We start from the raw sequence: 23004 nt of genomic DNA on the forward strand, positions 1-23004 counted from the left end.
TAAGCCTGCTTTCTTGTTCATTACTACGCACTTGCATCAAAATTTAATGCTCGTGCGTGTGTGCGGGCAATGCACCTGCCATTGAGGCAAGTTTTACAAAATAAGCACCCTTGCTTACAACACGCTCGCCGGCTTTAAGTCCTGAAGTAATTTCTACTTCCTGACCGTTACTAATACCAATAGTTACAAATCGTTTTTCGAAGCTTTCGCCGGATAATTGCACAAACACATATTTTAGTCCCTGATCTTCCAGAACAGCTGACTTTTCGATATGAAGAACATTTGATGATCTTTCTGATTTCAGATAAACTTCAACAAACGATCCGGCGTATAAATCCGAAGTCAGATCCAATTCAAAATACAGAGGTGTTGTATAATCATCTTCGTGTATGTCTTTACCGTAGGCGATTAATCTTCCGTTCAGCTTTTCTGTATCGAATATTTGTTCGCTGTACGGTAATTTAAAGTTTGCTGATTTAATGTGTTTCAATTGCTGAAGGTGTTTCTGATACACATCTGCTTTTAGTAATAATTTAGATCCCTGATCAACTTTAGCCAATACATCTCCTTTTTCAACATACTGTCCTTCGTTCACATAAACATCACAAATAAATCCGCTGACAGGCGAAGCAATCAAAAAACCATTCGAATTGTAATCTTTATTGATGCTCTCGTAATTTACGCTTGCATTCTCGAAATTGCTTTTTGCTTCCACAAAATCTTTTTCGGATATAATTTGATCTTCGTGTAGTGTTTTAGCTCTTTCGAAAGCTGATTTTGCCTTTTCCAGATTGGTTTTTGCCTCGGTAAATTGAGTGGAAATATTATTGCCTGCCAAGCCGTTTCCCGAAAGATTGAATATCGGATCGTTCTTTTTAATGGTTTTGCCGGGAACAAGATCCTGCGATTGAAAATGAACGATACCACTGCTTTTGGCTACAATTTGCTTTTCCATATTAACAGATGGAAGTAAAATTCCTGTTGTTTTAATGATTTGCTGAAAAGGACTCAATTTAGCTTCAGAAGTCGCAAAATCGATTTTCCAGGCTTGCTCTTTCAGAAAATTTATTCCTTCGGCGGTTTCAGGTGTTTCTGCCAATTCTGCCTCTTCGTGATCTTTATAAACATGAATATTTTTAGCTGAGAATTGTTCTTTCCCATATTTCGATTCAATATCAAATACGAGAGTGTAGACTCCTGCTTCTTTTGCCTGTACATTTGGAGTAAATATCCCTTCTCTCGCCGGTGCTTCTACTGTTTGACGAACTACTTTTCCCTCTTTTATCAGGCTAACGGTTAACTTTCCTTCTGTGTATGGTTTGTAGCTTTCCAAATTGGTGAAGTGAGTTAAAAATTGACTTGTATGTCCCAACATTAAAGTAGGAAACTCTACAAATAGTTCCGTTTTATCATTAAATAAGGTCAGGCTTTCTGTGGTATGATCTTCGTGAGCTTCCGTTTCAGCAGAATGATTGTGACCTTCGTGATCGGTATTTGAACTTTCTGAAGAATGACAGGCGCTTAATAGCATTGATAAGCAAAAGCTTATCCAGATATATTGTTTCATTGTATTTATATTTTGTATGATGCCAAATTCACCTTAAAATAAGTCGATAGAATGCAGTCCCGAATGCATTGGGATTGCACAGATAGAAATTATTTTAAAAAAGAATCGGTTTTACAGCATAAAACAAGTGTTTGTAACATTGGTCTTATTGCAGATTTGTGAGTTTTTTATACCATTAATTATTAGGTATATCGATTATCTCAATAGAGTTCAGTCCATTGGATAGTCTGCCTGCTGATAATTTGTAACTATCAGTATGCTTAAACTAAAATTGAATTTGGAGGGCCTCTTCTGTGAGGGGAAAACCGAAGCGGTTCAGGAATCAGGATATAGTTATGAACCCGGAATTTTTCAACTTTCCGTATGTCTTCCGAATCAAGTCGGATTGCATCCGCTTTAAGGAAAACCTGATATTTGATTTCTTGCTGAACTCTATTATGAGTCAGAATGCAGCAAGATTCACTGTTTTTTTCGTTTTGATGGTTCCAGTTCGTTTCACCATGATTGTGATGATTGCAGGTATTGCATTTCACATGTTGATGAAAGTGAATAATCGAAATTTGTTGATCTTCGGTGGTGTTATGATTGTGGTTGTGAGGAATTACATCATGCGCAAGCAATACCAACATTGGTATTAGCATGAGCAGACATAACATTTGTTTCTTGAAATTCCTCATTTTCGACAAATATGCAACAAATATAGATGTTCGCTGATTGATATCCAATACCCAATTGTTGGGATTGCAATTTCATGAACCGAAATAGTTTGTTGTCTGATTGGAAAAATTGTATTTCCTCAATTGGAATTGGAGCATTCAATCGTGATGTTTACATTTGTCGGCTCTAAGACAGATGTCCTTCCCCAAATAGAATATCCAACTTATTTTTAGTGTCACATTTTAATTAGCATGAACAGAATTTCGAAAGCCTTTTCCTTACGAGTTTATTTACCTCATTACGGCCCAATTGTAAAACTTGGATTGCCGGTAGTTTTAGCGCAATTGGGACAAATCACAGTGGGATTGGTTGACAACATGATGATTGGCCATTTGGGAACTCACGAACTTGCGGCAGCTTCTTTTGCCAATACAATTTTCTGGCTGGTGATTATTTTCGGTACCGGATTTTCATATTCAATTACTCCTTTGGTAGGCGAGGCCAGAGGCGATTTCAAGAAATTGAAAATAGGATCGTGGTTTAAAAACGGAATGCTGGCAATGATATTGATGGGCATATTACTTACCGTGGTAATTTTATTGCTTAGCCTTTTAATGGGAAAAATGGGACAGCCATCGGAAATTATTACTGATGCGAAAAGTTATTTGTGGATTTTAGCTGCCAGTATATTGCCCATGATGATTTTTATGGGATACAAACAATTTGGCGAAGGACTTGCCAATACTAAAGTAGCTATGAATATCATGTTGCTTGCCAATTTGGTGAATATAGCTGCAAACTATATTTTGATTAACGGGAAATGTGGTTTTCCGGTAATGGGTTTAAACGGAGCAGGTTATGGAACCTTAATTGCCCGTGGTTTTATGGCAATTGCTTTTTTCTGGGTTTTTCGGACTGGAAGATTTTTTAAGCCATATCGGGAAATGATCAGGAAATCAGTTTATTGTTTGAAAGATTTTTGGCGGATTTGGCAATTGGGATTACCCATTGGTTCGCAGCTGGTAATGGAAGCTTCGGCATTTATGCTGAGTACCATAATGATGGGCTGGATTAGCGTTGAAGGGTTGGCAGCACATCAAATTGTATTGAGTTTGTCTACGGTTAGTTTTATGATTTATCAGGGGATTGCAGCAAGCACAACCATTCGGATTTCGTCTTTACTGGGTGAGAAACGTATCCGCGAAATGAAGAATTCCGGTTGGGCTGCAGTTCATTTGGTGTTGGGTATAGTTGTTTTTATGTGTATACTTTTTGTAAGCCTTCGGCATATTTTACCCACATGGTTTACACAGGAACCGGCAGTTATTCAATTAACAGCTCAGTTTCTGATTGTAATGGTAATCTATCAGTTTTTTGATGCTCTTCAGATTGTATTTGGAAGTATTTTAAGAGGAATGTCGGATGTGAACATACCTACATTGCTCACTTTTGTTGCCTACTTTCTGGTTTCGTTACCTACCGGATATTTATGTGCTTTTGTTTTCGGTATGAATGAAGTGGGAATTTGGTGGGGATTACCAGCAGGATTAGGAGCAGCCTCTTTTCTGTTTATGCTTCGGTTTAGAAGTCTTTCGAATAAACTTTTGCAGGCAGGAAAAAAGTAATTTCTGTTTGTAATAAAAAAAGCCATAGAGAAAAACTCCATGGCTGATTTTTATTTTGTTTGTGTCCTGCTTGTTTCCTGCTGTATTCTTTTGAGCAGGCAGAGTGTACCTTCTTATTTTGCTTCTTCTGCAGCAACCTCTTCAACAACAACTTCTTCTGTAGCTGTTACTTCTTCTGCTGCAGTAGTATCCTTTGTACATTCAGCTTTAGCAGAACAACATTTATCAGCATCTTTTTCAAGTTCTGCAGAAGCTTCTGTTTTTTCTTTTGAACAACATGCTTTTTCTTCAGAAGCAGCAGCTTTAGTTTTGTTTCCACAAGAAGTAAATACGAATCCGCAGATGGCAATAGCAAATAATAATTTTTTCATAATAATTAATTTATAGTGGTTTAATTGATGCTAAAAATACGTTTTTTTATCCTGAAATGAAAGTGAATATATCTTTTATTATTTATTTTAATATGTGTTTTTGTTAAAATATAACATATTGTATAGTAGTTTTTTAAGTGGGATATTAAATTTATTTAAGCGAAAATTCTTTACTTAAATTTGTATTTGTTTTTCCATCTTCCTCCAAAAGAGGATAGATAAAAAAGTTAACCAAACCATTCTTGTCGTTTTCCAGTTCCAGAGCTCTTCCCTGGGTAAGTTCAACTGAATGTTTTACAGGTTTTTGTTATATGTAAAATTAATGTTAAAATATTTGATGAATTATATGGAATAAACTAATTTAGGTATACTTTAAATGGGTCTATTCCTATTTGCTGATTGTTTTGTCGTTCTTTTTGTCTGATGTCACTTTTAACAACTGATAAATAGTTAGTTGCTGTGCTGATTTCATTAGGGATTTTGTCGGTTAGATAAGTGTTTCCGGCTTTGTGATTGAGAAATTAGTCTCTTTCTCAGCCATTGTTACTAAAGGGAGTTTAAATGTTGGTTAAAGTACTTTATATGTTAGTTAAGGGACTGTGAATGTAACTTAGGGGATTTGGATTGTTGGCAAAGGGACTTGTAATGTAGGTCGTGGGAATTGAAATGTAACTCAAGGGACTTGTAATGTAGTTAAAGGGAGTGAAAATAAGTTTTAAGTTATTGAATTGAAAAGGTGAAATTTTGTGGGTTTGTTATTTGTTTTGAGTGTATAGCTTTAAAATAAATATGAAGTGTGCTTGGGGAGTTTGTTAGTTGAAATTTGGAACAAATTATTTTAAAATCAACATAGTATTAATCAAACTAATTATTTACACATGGGTTTATATTATAAATTCAGACAAGAAGAACTACCAGTAGTGGGAGAGATTCTATTGCAATTATTTTTGCGTGACCGTGAAAAGTTCTCAAACTTTTCGCCGGAATTTAATGATGAGTTTGTTACTGATTTTCAGAATAGAATTCATCGGGTGGCCGATCTTACTCAGTCGAAAACACAAACCGCTGAGATTAAAAAAATTACTTCTGATTTGTATAGTGGTCTTGATGCAATTCTTCATAAGTTGGAATTGATTGCAGCTTATACTCAACGGGCAAACAAATTAATGCTTGTTAAAGCCTCCGATTTTGGAGTGAAAGAAGCGAAGAAAATGATCCGGATAAGGAATGTTGAAGGCTATTGTGCAAAAGCGAAAATAATTCAACAAAATATTGCTAAAAATCTTGAAGTATTAAAAGAGAAAGGGTACAAGGATAGTTTGAGTACTGAGTTGGAGCAGATGACTCAAAAAGTGTATGATTTAAATTTATTACAGGAACAAAAAACCAGTGAACGCAAGCAATTGGTTGTTGATAACAATGCCGAACTTAATCTTTTTTGGAAGCAGTTAAGCGATATCTCGAAAACTGGAAAAATGCTCATGAAAGAGGATGAATCGAAAGCCGCAGACTACATGTTTAGCTGCTTAATTCATAAGGTTCGTAAAATAAATACCAAAATTGAATCGAAAAAAAAGGTGACATCTACAGCACCAGTTGGTGAGATTCCTGTTTCAAAAGAAACTGTGCCTGAGGGAGAAGAGTCGTAATTATTGTGAAATAATAGAATGCCTCCTTCGGGAGGTTTTTCTTATAAAGCAAAAAAATAAGTGTAGGTCCGATTTCTCTGGGCTTACACTTATTATATAGGAATGATTCTTTTGAATCATCTGGTCACTTGAACCGCTTTGGTCACTATTTTCTGAAGGCATAATTGTACTCTTTTTTGTCAGACACTAAACGAACTTTATAATCTCCTTTTGGCAATGCTTCTACATTGAATTTTTTAGAGAAAGTCGGTTCTGATGCATAAGAGCCATTAAATACTTCATTTCCAAATTCATCATTTATTGAAATGTTGAATGCTTTGTTTTCAAAAGACAGGTAGGTTACAAACAAATTGTTATCCTCTGTTCTGAAAAGAGTTTTTTCTGCAGTGTTCTCAGCTAATTCTGCAACAAGTTTGTTGTTGGCAACTACAAATTCTTTTTCAATATTATCTCCTTTACCAGTTAAAACAATTTTGTAGGTTCCATCTTCAAGATAAGAGAAATCAAACAATTTTTGAGCTGTGGTTTCACCACCTACTTTTTTTGAATAATACAAGTTTCCAGCTTCATCGTAAATCTTCATTTTAAGCAATGATTCGGTTGGATTGATAATAGATACAATTGATAAATCAGTATCCAAATAAGGGTTAATTCGAATGTTTCCGGTTGCAAATGCTGAACTTGCGCTTAAGAATAGTATTGCTCCGAATACCAATCCTTTAAATGTGTTTTTTGTTTTCATCTTTTTTAAGTTTAAATGAGTAATAATTTATAAAATCAACCATCGGTTATTTGTGATTGGCTGACATTGTAAATCTAGAAATAAATCATAGAAATGATCTAAATAATAACTCCCAAAATTGAAGAAATAACAAAAAAAACAACTTAAAACGGTTGCGAAAGCTCCCGAAATTGTTTGCGTTACAAGGATTTAATAAAGAATTTTGTCATTATTAACCTTGAAATGGCAAATTTGTTTTTATGATAACGTTTTCGAATTTTGTGAAAAATGGCCAAAACGTCATTTTTTTATTTGATGAGTGAAAAAAGGATTCAGAAATAGATAGTAAGGGGGGTGTTAAAATGATCATTTAAAACTATTTTTGATGTGAATTTTTAAACAGCCCCTTAATTTTGTGGTTGTGTTGGTGAAAAATACATTATTATATATGAATTATAAAAATTTAATGGACTTCTCTGTTTATCCATCTGATGTGAGTCGTTTTGAGAACGGATGGAAAGGACTGGAAGAATATATTATTGACAAAAAAATAGATGGGGTTGAATTACTAATCGGTTATGATTCTCCATCCGAAGAAATCCCAAAAGGAATAGTTAAAAGTGTTCATTTGCCATTTTGGGTAACCTGGTTGGATGTTTGGCGAAAAGGAGAGGATGCTGCCAAATATTATTTTCCTAATATGTTAGCCGAGCATTTGCAATTTTGCTGCGGAGGTACGAATGCTGCAGAAATGATTACTTCTCAGAAGAAACTGTGGGAATACGCAGCACATTTTCAACCATCTCATGCTGTTATACACGCTGCACATGTAGAATTGGAACATGCTTTTACGCGTGATTTTAACTATAAAAGCACTGAGGTAATGACGGGTTTAGCAGAAATGCTGAACAGAACGGCTCAGGAATTTGGTGATGGAGAACCTCCTGTTACATTAGCAATCGAAAATTTGTGGTGGCCTGGTCTGGATTTTTTATTTCCGGCTGAGGCCGATGATTTTGCATCACGACTGGATTTTTCAAATTGGAATCTACTTTTGGATACGGGACATTTAATGAATACGAATATTACATTGAGATGTGAGGATGAGGCCATTGATTTTGTTTTGGATCGGATATCACGATTGTCAAAAGATATTCAGGCGAAAATTAAGAGTCTGCATTTGAATTTGAGTTTATCAGGAGAATATCAAACGAAACAGGTTATGAATGGTTTGCCAACAGGATGGTCAGACTTAAATCATACGGAGAAATATACTACAGCACGTAATCATGTTCTGCAGATTGATCAGCACTTGCCATTTACCAGTAAACGGGTAAAAGAGATTATTCACGAGATTGAACCTGAAATTGTAATTCATGAATTCATTACAAAGGATATCAACGAATATTCAGAGAAATTGGATGTTCAGATGAATGCCTTACGTTAGTGAAATTGCATGAGATGTCTTTAAATAGCATTTTTCACATTTCTGCATCTTATAATAAAGACTGTTTCGTTCAATACGATTCAGTCTTTTTGTTTTTGTATGACAGTTATTCCTGATTGCTTTTTTAAAACCTCTTCTTTTTCCGAAATATTCCATAGATTTGCAGGAATTGGGTTTCTCTCTTTTGAGAATTAAAATGGGAATCCGGTGCAATACCGGAGCTGTCCCCGCAGCTGTAAGCCCTCAATGATTTTTCATTGATAAGTTCTGACAAATCAGCCACTATGTGAATGTAGTTTTACATGGGAAGGCGTTAGAATTGGGTAAAGCCAGAAGACCTGCCTAATAAATTGAACTGTTTCGTAACTTCGGGGAACTGAGTAACGAAGGTATAATTGTAGTAATTGTATTTTCTTGTCTGCTATCCCCACAATTATTGTGGAAGAAAATGAATTTATTAAAATCAAGCTGTTGGGCATTACTCCTAATCCTGTTATTGGGTGCTATTTCCTGTCAATCCGGCGATCCAAAAAAGAAAGAAAAACAAGCTGATAATTCAGCTGTCGATTCATCTTTTTATCATCAATCTCAATTAAAGTACGCCAAAGGCTTTCAAATTAAACTTCTTGCCAGTGGCTTAAAAGAATTGATTGTTTGGGATCCTTGGAACGAAGGCAAAATTTTCCAAAAATATTATTTGAAGAATCGTGGGGAAAAAACGGATATTCCGGTTCCTGCTGATGGTTTGTTGGTAGAGGTTCCTGTAAGAAGTATTGCCGCGCTATCGAGTACTCAAATCGGAATTTTAAAGTTCTTAAACGTTCAGGATCGAATTGTTGCAGTTTCTTTGCGCGATCGTATTTACGATGAGGAGTTGGATAAAAAGGCTCAGAATGGAACGATACAAGCGGTAGGTCATTCGGAAAGTCTGAATTTTGAGAAAATTGTTGAGTTGGATCCTGAATTGGTAATGGTTGCCGGTTTTATGAACATCACCGACAAGGAAACTAAATTAATGAACGCAGGTTTACCGGTTGCTTATAATATAGAGTGGATGGAAACTTCACCCTTGGCACGTGCTGAATGGGCAAAATTTATTGCAGCCTTTTTTAATGAGGAGGCCGAGGCCGAAAAACATTTTAATGCTGTAGAAAGGAGATACAATGATTTGAAAATGTTGGTGGAACATGTGGAGAGTAAACCAAGTATTCTTTCAGGCTATAATTTTAAAGGCATTTGGTATATGCCAGGCGGACAAAGCTACTTAGCGCAATTCCTTCGCGACGGAAAGGCAGATTATTGTTGGTTTTCTGATAGCATCAGTGGCAGTATGCCATTAAGTTTTGAGATTGTTTTCGATAAGCAGGGAGAAGCAGATATTTGGTTTGGCCCCGGACAATGCAGAACTTTGGAGGATATGAAAAACATGGATGAGCGTTACACTTTATTTCGATCATATAAAACAGCTCATGTTTTTTGTTCAACAAAACGAATGAAAGATAGCGGCGCCAACGATTGGTTTGAGTCTGGTGTAATGCAACCCGATGTTGTGTTTAAAGATGTGATTAAGATTTTACATCCTGAATTGCTGCCAAATTATGAATTGTATTACTATCAACAATTGAAATAGGAGAGCTATGCTGTTGAATAAAAAAGGAAGATTGTTTTCGCTCGTATTTGGGATACTATTCCTTCTCATTTGTGGTATTTTCCTGTTGGATTTGATATTCGGAAGTGTAAATATTCCTTTTAAAAAGGTGTTTGCAATTCTATATGGTGCTGATGTGAAAAACTCATGGAACTACATCATTTTAAATTTTCGATTGCCGAAAGCTTTAACTGCCATTTTTGTTGGAGCCGGATTATCGGTTACAGGCTTAATGATGCAGACACTTTTCAGAAATCCATTGGCAGGACCTTACGTTTTGGGAATTAGTTCCGGAGCAAGTCTGGGAGTTGCTTTAATGGTAATGGCATCGGCTTTAATGCCGGTTGCTTTTGGTGTAATTTCGGCTTTTCTGGGTAGTTGGGCTTTGGTTGTTGCTGCTGTTTTAGGTGCATCATTAGTATTTATGCTGGTTGCTTTGGCCTCTCTTAAAATATCCGATAGTGTTTCATTGCTGATTATCGGGATCATGTTTGGAAGTATTACCGGTGCTGTAGTAAATATTCTGCAATACTTTAGTGATCCGGAGCAAATACAAAGTTTTATAATATGGACTTTTGGTAGTTTGGCAGGTGTTACATGGACCGAAATGAAAGTAATGGTTCCAATTGTTTTTAGTGGCTTGATCATTGCTTTTTTTCTGATAAAACCATTGGACGCACTTTTGTTGGGCGAGAATTATGCGCGGGGAGTTGGAATATCAGTTAATAAGACTCGTATAGCCGTTATTATTAGTACGGCATTAATTGCAGGAACATTAACCGCATTTACTGGTCCTATTGCTTTTGTTGGTGTTGCAGTGCCGCATATTGCACGATCTATTTTCAGAACCGCAAGTCATAAAGTATTAATGCCGGCGGTAATATTAATTGGTGCGGCTATCATGCTTGCTTGTGATATTATTTCTCAAATGCCTGGAAATCAGAATACATTACCAATTAATTCGGTAACAGCATTGTTTGGAGGGCCGGTTGTAATATGGGTGATTATGCGTAGTAGAAATGTGAAGGCTTCTTTTGCCGGGTAAGGATTGGGTTATGAGTGAAATTAAAGAAGTACAAAAAGACATATTGGTAACTCAGGATCTTTCCATTGGATACAAGCAAGGGAAAAAGGAACAGCTATGCTTGCTTTCAGATATTAACCTGACAATCAGGCGGGGCGAGATGGTCTGTCTTTTAGGACCAAACGGAGCAGGTAAATCAACTCTTATGCGAACCATTGCCGGTATTCAATCGCCTTTGGCAGGATATACATTGGTAGAAGGAATTCCTATTCGTGATCGTAATTTTAAAGAGATTGCCCAATTGCTAAGCATCGTTTTAACTGAGCGAATTAATGTGGGAAACCTGACCGTTTACCATATCGTTTCTTTGGGTCGACATCCTTATACTTCATGGATGGGACGTTTATCGGAAGAGGATAACGATAAAATTAAATGGGCATTGGAACAAGTTGGTTTATTGCATTATGCCGATCATTTCATCAATCAGTTGAGTGATGGAGAACGGCAACGTGTGATGATCGCCAAGGCTTTGGCGCAGGATACTCCGTTAATCATGCTCGATGAACCTACTGCGCATTTGGATTTACCAAACCGTGTTGACATCATGCGGTTATTGCATCGTTTGGCTCGTGAAACCAATAAGGCAATTTTACTTTCTACCCACGAATTGGATTTAGCACTTCAGGCTGCAGATGTTATTTGGCTGATGGCACTGGGGCAGACGATTAAAGTTGGTGCTCCTGAGGATTTGGTTTTGAATGGCAGCATTGAGGAAACTTTCCATAATAAATCCTTCATTTTTGATCGGAAAACAGGAAATTTTATTATGAATTACCAAAAGAAGCAAATCATTCAGCTGTTGGGTAACGATGTAATGGGATTCTGGACGCAAAGGGCATTGTCCCGCGAGGGATATCAGGTTACCTGCGAAGAAGTTGGAAATTGTTCCGTGAAGTTAATTGAAGATTCTATGGAGTGGGAGATTCATAATAATGGGGAAACACGTAAATGTCAAAGTATACAGGACTTACTAGCTTATCTTAGAACTTCTTTTTCTGTAGATTAACTCAAGATCATAAAATAAAAAGTGAAATGATACAAAGATTAGCTCTTGTACTGTGTATGTCATGTTTGTATGCTTGTAATCCAAGTAAAACAAGACTGAAAAATGTTGTGTCAGATGTTGAAATTAACAATGGTTATGAGTTTACCAGTTCGATATTGTATGCAAAAGGATTTACAATTGAAAAAAAAGAGAATTATAAAAAAATAAGTGTTTATAATCCTTGGAAAGAGAATGCTGTTTTGCGGGAATATGCTTTAATTCCTAGAAATGAAAGCATTCCTGATAATCTTCCTGATAATCTTATAGTAGTTAAGGTACCCGTAAATTCTGTGTGCACATTTTCTAATACACATATCGGTTCGATTGTTACGCTTGGTTTGGAGGATAAGTTGTTAGGGATGACACGAGCAGAGAAAGTTTATAATAAAAGTATCTCGGAAAAAGTAACGAGTGGCGAAATTTCAAATTTAGGCGGAGCACACAATAAGAATATAGATTTTGAGAAAATGATTGATCTGGCGCCGGAATTAGTTATTTTATCTGCCTTAAATGGGATGAAAGCGGACGAAGGTCAAATGGAAGAGCTTGGCTTTAAATTGGCATATTCCTTGAATTGGATGGAAGAAACCCCATTGGGAAGAGCTGAATGGTTGAAATTCACAGCTGCTTTTTTTAACAAAGAAAAGATGGCAGACTCTTTATTTAAGCAGATTGAAATAAACTATAAACAACTTAAGGCTAAAGTGGTAAGTCTTAAAGCTAAACCAAATGTTTTGTTGGGATGGAGTTATAAGGGAATATGGTATGTTCCCGGAGGAAAGAATTATATGGTAAGCTATTTGAGGGATGCAGGAGCTAATTATTTTCTTTTTGATGATGAAACAAGAGGGAACATTCCAATGAGTGTAGAATCCGTTTTGGATCAATGCAGTCAAGCTGATATATGGATTTATCCCGGAACCACTAAAAGTTTAGCTGATATTGAAAATAACGGCGAAATATTTACACAATTTGCGGCCTATCAAAATAAAGAAATCTACAATATCTACAAAAGATCAAATTCTAATGGAGGGAGTGACTGGTGGGAGACCGGCAGTCTTAGACCGGATCTTGTGTTAAAGGATTTTATAAAGGTGCTGCATCCTGATTTATTAGCTCAGGACACAACATATTATATTAATAAGCTGAATTGATATAATGAACAGTAATATATTGCCTTCATTTTCAGAGAGGATCAAATAAAGTTTCTTTTATTTCTGTAGAAATTATTTTGTGCAATAAAAAAAATCATACATTTGCGTCGCATTTGGTATTTTGTTCCTCATTATTCAGGAATGAAATGAAAAGGGAATTCGGTGAAAATCCGAGACTATACCCGTAGCTGTAAGTTCTAAAAAGAGCTTTTTGAAAGTCCTATGCCACTGTTCCGATTTTGGAATGGGAAGGCCTCAAAAAGTAGAACAAGTCAGAAGACCTGCCTTTGCAATCAATTTTAAGTCATTGCTTTCGGGAAAAAGAGCAAGTGAACGAAAACTTTATCGAACATTGATACAAGGATTGATTTGCCATAACCGGTCCTCCATGTCATGTTGCGAAATTTTCTTTTAGCTCCCTGTCTGCATTGCATTGGTTAAACTTATTTTCATTTATTCTTAAAAAACATGAAAAGAACATTTTTAACGGCTTTTGCATTGCTGTCACTATTAAATTCTGCAGTAAAAGCTGATGAGATTCCAAATCCTGCCAAAGATACAACGGCAGTGAAACACCTGAATTTATCAGAAGTTAAGATTAACGCATCACGTGTAAATGCAAAAATGAAGGATCTTCCTCAAAAGGTTGAGGTGGTTACAAGAAGAATGATTGAAGCGACTCCTGCAGTTGATATGGGTGAGTTGTTAAAGAAGACTGCAGGTGTTGATATTATTCAATATCCAGGAATTTCTTCAGCTGTTAGTATGAGAGGTTTTGCACCATCTACATCAAATAAATACAATGTGATTTTAATTGATGGCAAACCTGCAGGAACTACCAATATTGCAACAATAGATATGTCGAATGTAGAGCGGGTTGAAATTTTAAAAGGCCCTTTTTCAGCACAATATGGCTCTTCGGCTATGGCCGGAGTAATCAATATTGTTACCAAAGAGAGTACGCAAAGTATTACCGGAAATGCAAGTGTTTCTTACGGAAGCTTCGAAACATATACAGGTAGTTTAAATGCCGGTGGTGCTTTATCTGAATCTATGGATTTTGATGTGAGCTGCAATTACCAAAAACAAGGAAAGGATTATAAAATTGGGAAAAATAATATCTATGATAAGGATTATGCAGAAACCATATTAGATCCAACTACCTACGGTGAGAAAATGGAGCACTCGCAATTCGAAAGACAGAATGCAAGTGCACGTTTAGGTTTTATTTTAGATGAGAACTGGAAAATCAATATACATCAGTCGGTGTTTATTGCCAATGATGTTGAAACACCAGGTTCTTTTTGGCATGTGAATGGTATGAATTCAAAAGATATGAATAAGTATACAACAAGTGCGGATGTACTGGGAAAAATAGGAAATCATAAGCTTAGTTTATCACCTTTTCATACAAAAGAAGAATCAACTACGTTCAATTCTAAATATGGAGATACAGAAAATATTCATAAAAATTACGGTTTCATTCTTGAGGATGCTTTTAAAGTAGGAGAGCACTCTTTTGCTTTTGGTATTGATAATAAAAATGATGTTTCCGAAAGTAATAAATGGAATACTTTGGGTGATATTACAGCCCCTTCTACTCCAAAATATAAAAATGTATCGACTGGTATTTTTGGTCAGGTAAATACAAATACTTTAGATGGAAAATTGAATATTGCTATAGGAGCGAGATATGATTTGGTGAAATTGAAATTGGAAGCAGACGATTTATTAGGAAATGAAGCAAGTTCAGAGGAATACAACGTGTTTACGCAAAATGTGGGGGTAAAATATGAATTTCTTGAAGGATTAGCGGTTCATTCAAGTTGGGGAAATGCATTTTATGCTCCTGATGCTTTTCAAAAGGCAGGAATGTATACCACTGCATATGGAACCACAAAGGGAAATCCAAATTTGAAGGATGAGCAAAGTAATACTTTTGATGTTGGATTTGAATATAAGAATTTTGGGAAAGGATTTAATTTCGATTTTACTTATTTTAAAACACATCATAATAACATGATCGTTAGTTATTCTGTTGACCCGGATGGCACAGCCTACAATGGTGATGAGTATAAAACATACAAAAATGCCAATTTTGCCGATATGGATGGAATTGAAATTGAATCATCATTTGATTTTGGCGCATTGGCAGACTACAATTATTCCTTGAAACTATATGCAAATTATACTCATATCATTGATGCGATAGTAACTCAGCGAGTGAAACAAACTGATGGAACTTATAAAAATGAAGAAAGTCAGATGAGATATGTTCGCGATAATAATGCCAATTTCGGTATCGAATTCGATAATTTGAATGGGTTTTCTACTCGTTTAAATGCGCGATATATTGGTCATAGATATGAAGATAATTGGTATACATATTATCCAATTCGTACTAATGTTACTGAAAAAGTTCTTCGTCACCCGGTTTCAATGGTATTTGATTATTCAGCAAGCTATACAATTAAAGAAAAATATACCATTGGTTTGTCGGTATCTAACTTATTGGATGAAAACTATACCGAAAAAGATGGATACAATATGCCGGGTAGGGCAATAACTGCTAAGTTCGGTTATCAATTTTAATAAAATAAACAGATCGAAATGAAAAAATATTTATTTATATCAAGCTTAATTATATCTTTTTTACTTCTTGGATGTTCAGACGATGATAATTTAACAGCTCCTCTTCTTGCTGATGAGAATACCAAACATGAAATGGATTTAGGGGGAACGGTTACTTTGCAACCTAAAATTGAGAATGCAGAGAATGGTTCTATTGAATGGTTTAAGAATGGAAAGTTGGTTTCAATAGAAAACAGCTATACTTATAAAGGAGAAAACGCAGGTGTTGATACCTTAAAATTAGTTGTGGAAAATGGAGCTGGAAAAGAGTCTCTAACGTATATAATGCAGGTTTTTGGGGAGTATTCAGAAGGGGTTTTTATTATTGGAATGTCATCAGAATCAAATAATGGTACGCTTGGATTTTTAAATGAAGAAGGCTTTCAGTCTAATGTTTTTCAGGGAATTAATCCGGGTAAAGTTTTAGGTAATAATCTGTTAAGTGGGAGATTCTGCGATGGTCAAATTTATTTGGTTTCACAAGTAGCTCCATATGTTTCTGTTGTTAATGCTCAAACAATGAAAATAAACGATGAGATACTTACTTCTGAAGCTTCTTCTCCAGGTTATATTGATGTTGCAGGCAATAATGGATATGTTGTGAATACTGCTAATGATGCAAGAACTTTACATCCATTAAATAAGGGATCTATTGGTAATGCTATTGAAGGTATTTCGGATATTCCGGGAGTTAAATCATCAATTTTAGCTTTAAAGGAAAAACTACTTGTTGCTTCGGGAAGTGACTTGAAAACAGTAAATTTTGACAATGATGAGGTTAAAACAATCGCCAGTTACAATGAAAAAATATCAGGTATTGTAGTAGATAATAACGGTAATATATGGGTAGGTACTGAAGGTAGAAATGAGCCGGCAAAATTCAGGATGCTAAATGAAAATTTAGAGGTTGTTGAAACTGTGAGCCTGGACGAGAGTGTTAAACTATATAGAAATGGTGTGTTGGCTTCTGCTAAAACGAAGTATTTTTACTGGCAAGAGACTTCAACTGGCAATATTCATCGTTTTAACAGTGAATCAAAGGAACAAGAAGTTTTTGTGGCTCCAATGATGCATGGTATATTCTTTACGACAGCTGTTAAAGAACATCCAGTAACGGGAGATGTTTATATTGCTGGAGCTGCCGATTTTATGAATATGGATAAAAGTAAATTAATTGTATTTGATTCGAAAGGAGAAAAGGGTAAAGAAGTTGAAAATATTGGAGAGTCGGTATTAGACTTTATTTTTAGCTATAAAGATTTATATAGAAATAAATAGATAAAACATAAATAGAGATTGTAAAGCGAGAGGCAATTTATTATTGTCATCTCGCTTTTTGCATCCCAATATAAATTATTATACAATCTATTAATCTATTGTTTTTTTATACATTTGCAATGCAATTGGTTCTCATATATCTGAATTAATCAGATAGAGATGAAAAGGGAATCCGGTTAAAGTCCGGAACTGTTCCCGTAGCTGTAAGCTCAGAAAAATGCTTTTTCACCACAATGCCACTGTTCCGATACCTCGGGATGGGAAGGCCGAAAAAGTTGAGTAAGTCAGAAGACCTGCCAATGCAAACTTAATTTTCAAAACATTCGGAGAAGATGTTTGGAAGACGATTGAATCATCTATTTCTTTTGTTCTGTCCTTGTGTTTTCTTCTTTATCAAATTATAAGATGAAGTTGAAATTTTTATTTACAGTAATTGTAAGCTTTTTGAGTTTCGGTGTTTGGTCGCAAACCTTAGGTGTGGATACCATCCAGATTGAATCCATTGATATTGTGGCGCCAAGACTTCAACATTTTTCTTCCACCGAAAAAACTGTGCAAATTGATTCTATTCTTATCCAGAGGTACGATGGAAAGGATTTGTCGAGCTTACTTCAGAAAACATCTTTGGTAAATATTTCTTCAAATGGTGCGTTTGGGGCTCTTGCTACGGCTGGGATGCGGGGTGCATCAGGAACACATACATCTGTGAATTGGAATGGGATTCCTGTTAATTCATTAACAACAGGTTCGGCAGATTTATCTTTAATAAATGCAGGTTCTTTTGATCAAGTTCAGGTGATATACGGCGCCGTAGGATCTTTATATGGTTCTGGAACATTGGGTGGTGCTATTGAATTGTCAAATAAACCCGATTGGAAGAAAAAGTCGGAAATAGGATTGAGTTCTGAAATAGGCAGCTTCTCAAATTATAAAACAAAACTACACAGTAAGTATTCTAATAGTTGGATTTCATATACAGCTCAGGCATTTTTTCAGTATGGGAAGAATGATTTTACTTATACTGACAAATATGATTTTGACTCTCCGACTGAGAAACTTACCAATAATGAAAATAGAGCTTATGGTACAATTCACGATTTACATTTAAAACTAAATAATCATTTTATTGATTTAGGAGCTTGGTATCAAGCAAAAAAGAAAAATATAGCTGGCTTAATGGGAATTGGAAAACCCTTCAGTCATCAACAACAAAGAGATTCTTCATTAAAAGTGTATTTAGGCTGGAAGACTTTAGTTGGGAAATTTAGAGTTGAAGCCAAAACAGCTTACCTGTATGATTATTTAAAATACACAGACGGTTATACTTCCGAAATATCATCGGAAAGAGTATTAAATGACGCAAATTTGCGTTATTATTTGAATAGTAAATTTAGTTTGGATGTAAATGGCAAATATTCTTGGTTGAAAGGGGAAACCAATAATTACGAGAAAGAAGAAAATGAATCAAGGTTGACTGTTGCAGGAAAGTATTCTCCCAATTTCGGTACTTTTATATTTACGTTTGGTAGAGAATGGAGTTCCGAAGTTAATCCCCCTGAAATGTACTCCTTTAGTTCATTATTACATATAATATCCAATGTTATTGATTTGCGTGTTAAAGCAGGTACCCATTATCGACGACCTACCTTTAATGAAAGGTACTGGCAACCTGGAGGTAATGAAAATATAAAATCGGAAGAAGGCTGGAGCGCAGACTTAGGTCTGGCCTTTTTATCTTACTCTACTAATTATGGAGAATTTAATGCAGATTTAAGTTTGTATCACTCTAAAAATAAGAATGCTATATCGTGGCGACCTACTGGATCATTCTGGAGTCCTCAAAATACTGGACAGATGATAAGTAGAGGAGTTGAATTGGAATTGAATCATATCTTAAACGTTGGGAGCGATAGAATTCATACATCATTAAAATATGCTTACAATGATGCTTACAACAACGATAAATTCAGTGATGATTATAAGCAAACAATGGCTTATCGTCCTCATCATATAACTAAAATTCTGAGTGATCTTATTCATGAAAAATGGGATGCTGGAATAATAGCAACGTTTAGATCACATTCACAAAACTGGGAAGAGCAAAAAGTTGAAGGGAATTTTTTACTTGATGTGAATGCAGGTTATCTATTTGAAACTGGTTTAGCTAAAATCAAGTTGACAGGGAGAATTGAGAATTTACTAGATAAATCTTATGAGTTGGTTAAGTATTACCCCATGCCTGGCCGAGCTTATTATTTGGGGCTTAATGTAATTTTCTAATATCGTAACTATGAAAAGGTTTTTAAAATTGGGTTTGGGCTTGTTAATTGCAAGTTCTTTATTCGTATCGTGTTCTGATGACGACGATAATGCAATGCCGAATCTGTCGGTGAATAATGGTATTGTTCTTGAAAATAGTGCTACAGCAGCTATTACAGGATCAGAATTAAATGTTGTAGATACTGATACAGATGATATTGATATTATATATACGGTAACAATTGCTCCTGAGAATGGTTTCCTTGCTAATACTGCTGATATTACAACTTCTGTAGCAAACTTTACTCAAGCCGATTTGACTGCTTCTAAAATTGTATATGTACATGATGGAAGCCAAACTTTAACTGATGAGTTTTCTTTTACAGTTACCGATGGAGACAATGTATTAACAGGTATTTTTAATATCAGTATTGGCGAAAAACAGATTGGCTATTTTTATGTATTAAACGAAGGTAACTCTAATGGTTCTGTTACAATGATCAACAGAAATGATGAGGTGACCAACAATTATTTTTCATCAGCAAATAGTAGTGTTGCTTTAGGTCAATATCCTCAATCTATGGCAATTAATGATGAATATGCATTTATTGTTGTAACAACGGCAAGTGGTGCCGGTTATGTTGAAGTTGTTACTGCTTCCGATTTTGTACATTACGCAACTATTGATGGTTTATCTTATCCTAGAGAAATTGCTTTTGCAAATGGAAAGGCTTATGTTTCAAATGGTAACGGAGCTGATGCTAATTATTCAAAACAGAATAATGAGGTTTACGTTATTGATTTAAAAACAATGAATAAAACCGGACAAATTGCGGTTGGCGCAGGACCAGAAAAAATGATTGTTTCAGGCGATAAACTTTATGTTGCAAACAGTGGGGGATGGTCGAACGACGACAATACTGTTTCGGTAATTGATGTTGATACAGATAAAGTCGTTGAAACAGTAACAGTAAAATCTTGTCCTAAAGATCTGGTTGTTGATGCGAATGGAAACGTCTGGGTTTATTGCGGAGGTGCTCCTGATTATTCAAACTATCCCAATGTGACTTATGTGAATGCTGGAATTTCTAAGATCAACACATCGTCAAGTGCGGTAACATCTTATGATTTATCCAATTTAACCACAACAGGAATCAAGAATATTGCGATTAGTAAAGATGAAAAAACAGTATATTATATGTCTGATGCAGTATACGCAATGAACATTACCGATACAGCTTTACCAACAACTAAATTTATTGATACAACATTCTATGGTATGGATGTGAATCCTGTTAATGGAAACCTTTGGTTGTGTGAATCAACGGGTGCTACTACTCCAGGGAAAGTTCACGTTTATTCTCCTCAAGCTGATAAAATAAAGGATTTTACTGTAGGGGGTGCTCCTAATTCGACTGTTTTTCGTTACTAAGCAATTGATTGTTATGTGAAATTTTTAGTGGCATTTCCGAATAAGAAATGCCACTTTTTTTATGCTTATTAATGAATAATAGGAGGACAATCGATTATTTGCTTATTTTTAAAGCTCCAAAAGCCTAACATAAACCAATAATCAATTAATTCTATGAGAACTTCTATTTTGTTCTTGTTGCTGGTAAGCGCACAAGTTATGAATTCCTTTACTTCCACTGCACAAACAAGTAATTCTGTGAATATAATTCCAAAGCCATCAAGAATTATTAATGCAAAGGGTAGTTTATTGTTAAAAGAAGATGTGAAAATATTCTTTTCGGACGAAGTGGAAAACAAAGAGATATTACTTTCCTATTTGTGCGATCAGATAAATCAATTAACAGGTGTTGAAATTCCTAAAAAGATAACGGGAAAGTTACCGGCATCTAATAAAATCATTTTTAAAAAAGTTAATGATAGCAATTGGGGAGAAGAAGAATACTCTTTGATTGTTGATGTTACAGGAGTTTTGATTGAGGCTAAATCGGGTAAAGGTTTTTTTTACGGAATACAATCCCTTTTGCAATTGGTGCCTTTAAATACCGAGTTGAAAATTCCTTACGTAAAGATATTGGATGAGCCAAGGTATCCGTATCGGGGAATGCATTTGGATGTTTGCCGTCATTTCTTTTCTGTTGATTTTATCAAGAAGTATATCGACTTAATGGCAATGTATAAGATGAATACTTTTCATTGGCATTTAACCGAGGATCAGGGCTGGAGAATAGAAATTAAAAAATATCCAAAACTTACAGAGATTGGTGCGTGGCGAATTGAGAAGGATGGGAGTAAATACGGAGGTTTTTATACACAGGATCAAATTAAAGAGATTGTAAAATATGCGTCGGAACGATTCATAACAGTTATTCCGGAAATCGAATTGCCGGGTCATTCTGTGGCTGCACTTGCAGCTTATCCCGAACTGGCTTGTAACAAAGGACCTTTTGAGGTGGAGAACGAATGGGGCGTTTTTGATGATGTCTATTGTGCAGGGAAAGAGACTACTTTTGAATTTTTGCAAAATGTTTTGCTGGAGGTTATTGAATTGTTTCCCTCTAAATACATCCACATTGGTGGCGATGAATGTCCAAAGGCAAGTTGGGAGAAATGTCCTTTGTGTCAAAAGAGAATGAAAGAAGAGGGACTGAAAGACGAACATGAACTACAGTCTTATTTTATTCAGCGAATAGAGAAGTTTTTAATCAGTAAGAATCGTAAAATTATTGGTTGGGATGAGATATTGGAAGGAGGATTAGCTCCTGAGGCAACAGTTATGTCATGGAGAGGAACTGCAGGAGGTATTCAGGCTGCAAAACAAAAGCACGATGTGATAATGACACCTGGATCTCATTGTTATTTCGATCATTATCAGGATGATAATTACATTGAGCCTACTGCTATTGGTGGTTTTACTTCCTTACAAAAAGTATATGAGTTTGAACCAACACCTTCAGAATTAAATGAAGATGAGGCAAAATATATTTTAGGAGCACAAGCAAATGTTTGGACTGAATATATGAATACCTCAGATCGGGTAGAGTATATGCTTGCTCCTCGAATTTGCGCTTTGGCGGAAGTTGTTTGGTCACCTAAAGGTCAGCGAAATTGGAATGATTTTCAGGACAGAATGAATCATCATTACGAATTACTGCATAAATATGAGATAAATTCATTCATTCAGGCACCGCATGGAGGAGTTAATAAGAATTTCTTTTTTGATCAGATGGAAATGCCTTTAGAGGTAAAATTGCAGGATGCTGAAATAAGATACACACTGGATGGTTCAAATCCAGATGTGAACTCTAAAATTTATACTAAACCGTTGGTGATAGAAAATACGACAACCATTAAAACTCAAACCATTCACGAATCAGGCTTAAAGAGTAAAATAAGAACTATTGAATGTGTTAAAATTTCACCATTGGTGTCCGATACAATTTCTGAATTAAGTGAGGGATTAAAGTACAAAATTATAAAAGGGAAATTTAATAATCTTGATGAGGTAACGTACGATGAGGTGATGCAGTGCGGAGTTCTGGATAAAATTAAGTTTCCTAAGGATATCGAGGAAGAGTACTATGCAATGGAAATAACAGGTTATTTAAAGATTGATAAAAAAGCAACTTATACCTTTTTTAATTATGCTGTAGATCCTGTTCAAATATCCATTGGAGGTCATGTTATAATAAGTAACGAAGGACTGAATGCAAGACAGGAACGCAGAGGCCGGATTCATCTGGACGAAGGTATGTATCCTGTAAGAATTGTGATGGTGAAAAATACTCCTTACGCTAATCAGCAAGTATCTTGGTGTTCCAATTATTTTGATCAAATACCAATTAATTCCGAAAATCTATTTCATTAAAACAGGAGATCTAAATTTTATATTAAAAAT

16 protein-coding genes and 3 riboswitches are annotated in these 23004 nt (G+C 35.4%); of the genes, 12 read left to right on the forward strand and 4 right to left on the reverse strand.

Annotated features, from left to right (window positions below; translation table 11 throughout):
* Positions 1-43 precede the first annotated feature (43 nt).
* Complete coding sequence (locus ACY0M5_RS10480; RefSeq protein ID WP_461629053.1) at positions 44-1567, reverse strand: efflux RND transporter periplasmic adaptor subunit; 1524 nt, start codon at positions 1565-1567, stop codon at positions 44-46.
* Between the two features lie 260 nt (positions 1568-1827).
* Positions 1828-2244 carry a hypothetical protein gene (locus tag ACY0M5_RS10485; protein WP_461629054.1) on the reverse strand — a complete coding sequence of 139 codons (417 nt, stop codon included), beginning with the start codon at positions 2242-2244 and terminating at the stop codon, positions 1828-1830.
* 231 nt (positions 2245-2475) lie between these two features.
* Here ACY0M5_RS10485 and ACY0M5_RS10490 point away from each other — a divergent pair, with 231 nt between their 5' ends.
* Positions 2476-3849 (forward strand): MATE family efflux transporter, encoded by a 1374-nt coding sequence (locus tag ACY0M5_RS10490; RefSeq protein ID WP_461629055.1) that lies wholly within the window; start codon positions 2476-2478, stop codon positions 3847-3849.
* Between the two features lie 113 nt (positions 3850-3962).
* Here ACY0M5_RS10490 and ACY0M5_RS10495 read toward each other — a convergent pair whose 3' ends face one another.
* On the reverse strand, positions 3963-4220 hold the full coding sequence (locus ACY0M5_RS10495; protein WP_461629056.1) for a hypothetical protein: 258 nt from the start codon (positions 4218-4220) through the stop codon (positions 3963-3965).
* A gap of 878 nt (positions 4221-5098) precedes the next feature.
* Here ACY0M5_RS10495 and ACY0M5_RS10500 point away from each other — a divergent pair.
* A complete protein-coding gene (locus ACY0M5_RS10500; protein WP_461629057.1) occupies positions 5099-5869 on the forward strand; it encodes a hypothetical protein in 771 nt (256 codons plus the stop codon).
* 145 nt (positions 5870-6014) lie between these two features.
* Here ACY0M5_RS10500 and ACY0M5_RS10505 read toward each other — a convergent pair whose 3' ends face one another.
* On the reverse strand, positions 6015-6611 hold the full coding sequence (locus ACY0M5_RS10505; RefSeq protein WP_124993845.1) for a hypothetical protein: 597 nt from the start codon (positions 6609-6611) through the stop codon (positions 6015-6017).
* Between the two features lie 427 nt (positions 6612-7038).
* On the opposite strand from ACY0M5_RS10505, the gene ACY0M5_RS10510 reads away from it, so the two are divergent.
* From ACY0M5_RS10510 to ACY0M5_RS10555, 10 genes are all read left to right on the forward strand, one after another.
* Complete coding sequence (locus ACY0M5_RS10510; RefSeq protein ID WP_461629058.1) at positions 7039-8037, forward strand: TIM barrel protein; 999 nt, start codon at positions 7039-7041, stop codon at positions 8035-8037.
* A 154-nt stretch (positions 8038-8191) separates the two neighbouring features.
* A riboswitch (cobalamin riboswitch) is annotated at positions 8192-8397 on the forward strand.
* A gap of 88 nt (positions 8398-8485) precedes the next feature.
* Positions 8486-9667, forward strand: coding sequence for an ABC transporter substrate-binding protein (locus ACY0M5_RS10515; protein ID WP_461629059.1), 1182 nt, complete (start codon positions 8486-8488; stop codon positions 9665-9667).
* Positions 9668-9674: 7 nt separating this feature from the next.
* Positions 9675-10730, forward strand: coding sequence for an iron chelate uptake ABC transporter family permease subunit (locus tag ACY0M5_RS10520; RefSeq protein WP_461629060.1), 1056 nt, complete (start codon positions 9675-9677; stop codon positions 10728-10730).
* Between the two features lie 10 nt (positions 10731-10740).
* On the forward strand, positions 10741-11775 hold the full coding sequence (locus ACY0M5_RS10525; RefSeq protein ID WP_124993849.1) for an ABC transporter ATP-binding protein: 1035 nt from the start codon (positions 10741-10743) through the stop codon (positions 11773-11775).
* A 26-nt stretch (positions 11776-11801) separates the two neighbouring features.
* Entirely contained in the window at positions 11802-12968 is a 1167-nt protein-coding gene (locus ACY0M5_RS10530; RefSeq protein WP_461629061.1) for an ABC transporter substrate-binding protein, read from the forward strand.
* A 96-nt stretch (positions 12969-13064) separates the two neighbouring features.
* A riboswitch (cobalamin riboswitch) is annotated at positions 13065-13271 on the forward strand.
* Positions 13272-13436: 165 nt separating this feature from the next.
* Positions 13437-15560, forward strand: coding sequence for a TonB-dependent receptor plug domain-containing protein (locus ACY0M5_RS10535; protein WP_461629062.1), 2124 nt, complete (start codon positions 13437-13439; stop codon positions 15558-15560).
* Between the two features lie 18 nt (positions 15561-15578).
* The gene (locus ACY0M5_RS10540; protein ID WP_461629063.1) at positions 15579-16877 is read left to right on the forward strand and encodes a DUF5074 domain-containing protein; all 1299 of its coding nucleotides are present in this window, start codon (positions 15579-15581) and stop codon (positions 16875-16877) included.
* Positions 16878-16986: 109 nt separating this feature from the next.
* A riboswitch (cobalamin riboswitch) is annotated at positions 16987-17192 on the forward strand.
* A 90-nt stretch (positions 17193-17282) separates the two neighbouring features.
* Entirely contained in the window at positions 17283-19157 is a 1875-nt protein-coding gene (locus tag ACY0M5_RS10545; protein WP_461629064.1) for a TonB-dependent receptor plug domain-containing protein, read from the forward strand.
* 10 nt (positions 19158-19167) lie between these two features.
* Entirely contained in the window at positions 19168-20568 is a 1401-nt protein-coding gene (locus ACY0M5_RS10550; RefSeq protein ID WP_461629065.1) for a cadherin-like domain-containing protein, read from the forward strand.
* Between the two features lie 153 nt (positions 20569-20721).
* A complete protein-coding gene (locus ACY0M5_RS10555; RefSeq protein WP_461629066.1) occupies positions 20722-22974 on the forward strand; it encodes a family 20 glycosylhydrolase in 2253 nt (750 codons plus the stop codon).
* Positions 22975-23004 lie beyond the last annotated feature (30 nt).

This window comes from Labilibaculum euxinicum, from assembly GCF_963678175.1.
Lineage (GTDB): Bacteria > Bacteroidota > Bacteroidia > Bacteroidales > Marinifilaceae > Labilibaculum > Labilibaculum euxinus.

Coding starts and splice junctions, on each gene's coding strand:
- ACY0M5_RS10555 (WP_461629066.1), top strand. CDS start 20,722: ATGAGAACTTCTATTTTGTTCTTGTTGCTGGTAAGCGCACAAGTTATG.
- ACY0M5_RS10535 (WP_461629062.1), top strand. CDS start 13,437: ATGAAAAGAACATTTTTAACGGCTTTTGCATTGCTGTCACTATTAAAT.
- ACY0M5_RS10510 (WP_461629058.1), top strand. CDS start 7,039: ATGAATTATAAAAATTTAATGGACTTCTCTGTTTATCCATCTGATGTG.
- ACY0M5_RS10495 (WP_461629056.1), bottom strand. CDS start 4,220: ATGAAAAAATTATTATTTGCTATTGCCATCTGCGGATTCGTATTTACT.
- ACY0M5_RS10525 (WP_124993849.1), top strand. CDS start 10,741: ATGAGTGAAATTAAAGAAGTACAAAAAGACATATTGGTAACTCAGGAT.
- ACY0M5_RS10505 (WP_124993845.1), bottom strand. CDS start 6,611: ATGAAAACAAAAAACACATTTAAAGGATTGGTATTCGGAGCAATACTA.
- ACY0M5_RS10515 (WP_461629059.1), top strand. CDS start 8,486: ATGAATTTATTAAAATCAAGCTGTTGGGCATTACTCCTAATCCTGTTA.
- ACY0M5_RS10500 (WP_461629057.1), top strand. CDS start 5,099: ATGGGTTTATATTATAAATTCAGACAAGAAGAACTACCAGTAGTGGGA.
- ACY0M5_RS10550 (WP_461629065.1), top strand. CDS start 19,168: ATGAAAAGGTTTTTAAAATTGGGTTTGGGCTTGTTAATTGCAAGTTCT.
- ACY0M5_RS10490 (WP_461629055.1), top strand. CDS start 2,476: ATGAACAGAATTTCGAAAGCCTTTTCCTTACGAGTTTATTTACCTCAT.
- ACY0M5_RS10530 (WP_461629061.1), top strand. CDS start 11,802: ATGATACAAAGATTAGCTCTTGTACTGTGTATGTCATGTTTGTATGCT.
- ACY0M5_RS10520 (WP_461629060.1), top strand. CDS start 9,675: ATGCTGTTGAATAAAAAAGGAAGATTGTTTTCGCTCGTATTTGGGATA.
- ACY0M5_RS10545 (WP_461629064.1), top strand. CDS start 17,283: ATGAAGTTGAAATTTTTATTTACAGTAATTGTAAGCTTTTTGAGTTTC.
- ACY0M5_RS10540 (WP_461629063.1), top strand. CDS start 15,579: ATGAAAAAATATTTATTTATATCAAGCTTAATTATATCTTTTTTACTT.
- ACY0M5_RS10480 (WP_461629053.1), bottom strand. CDS start 1,567: ATGAAACAATATATCTGGATAAGCTTTTGCTTATCAATGCTATTAAGC.
- ACY0M5_RS10485 (WP_461629054.1), bottom strand. CDS start 2,244: ATGAGGAATTTCAAGAAACAAATGTTATGTCTGCTCATGCTAATACCA.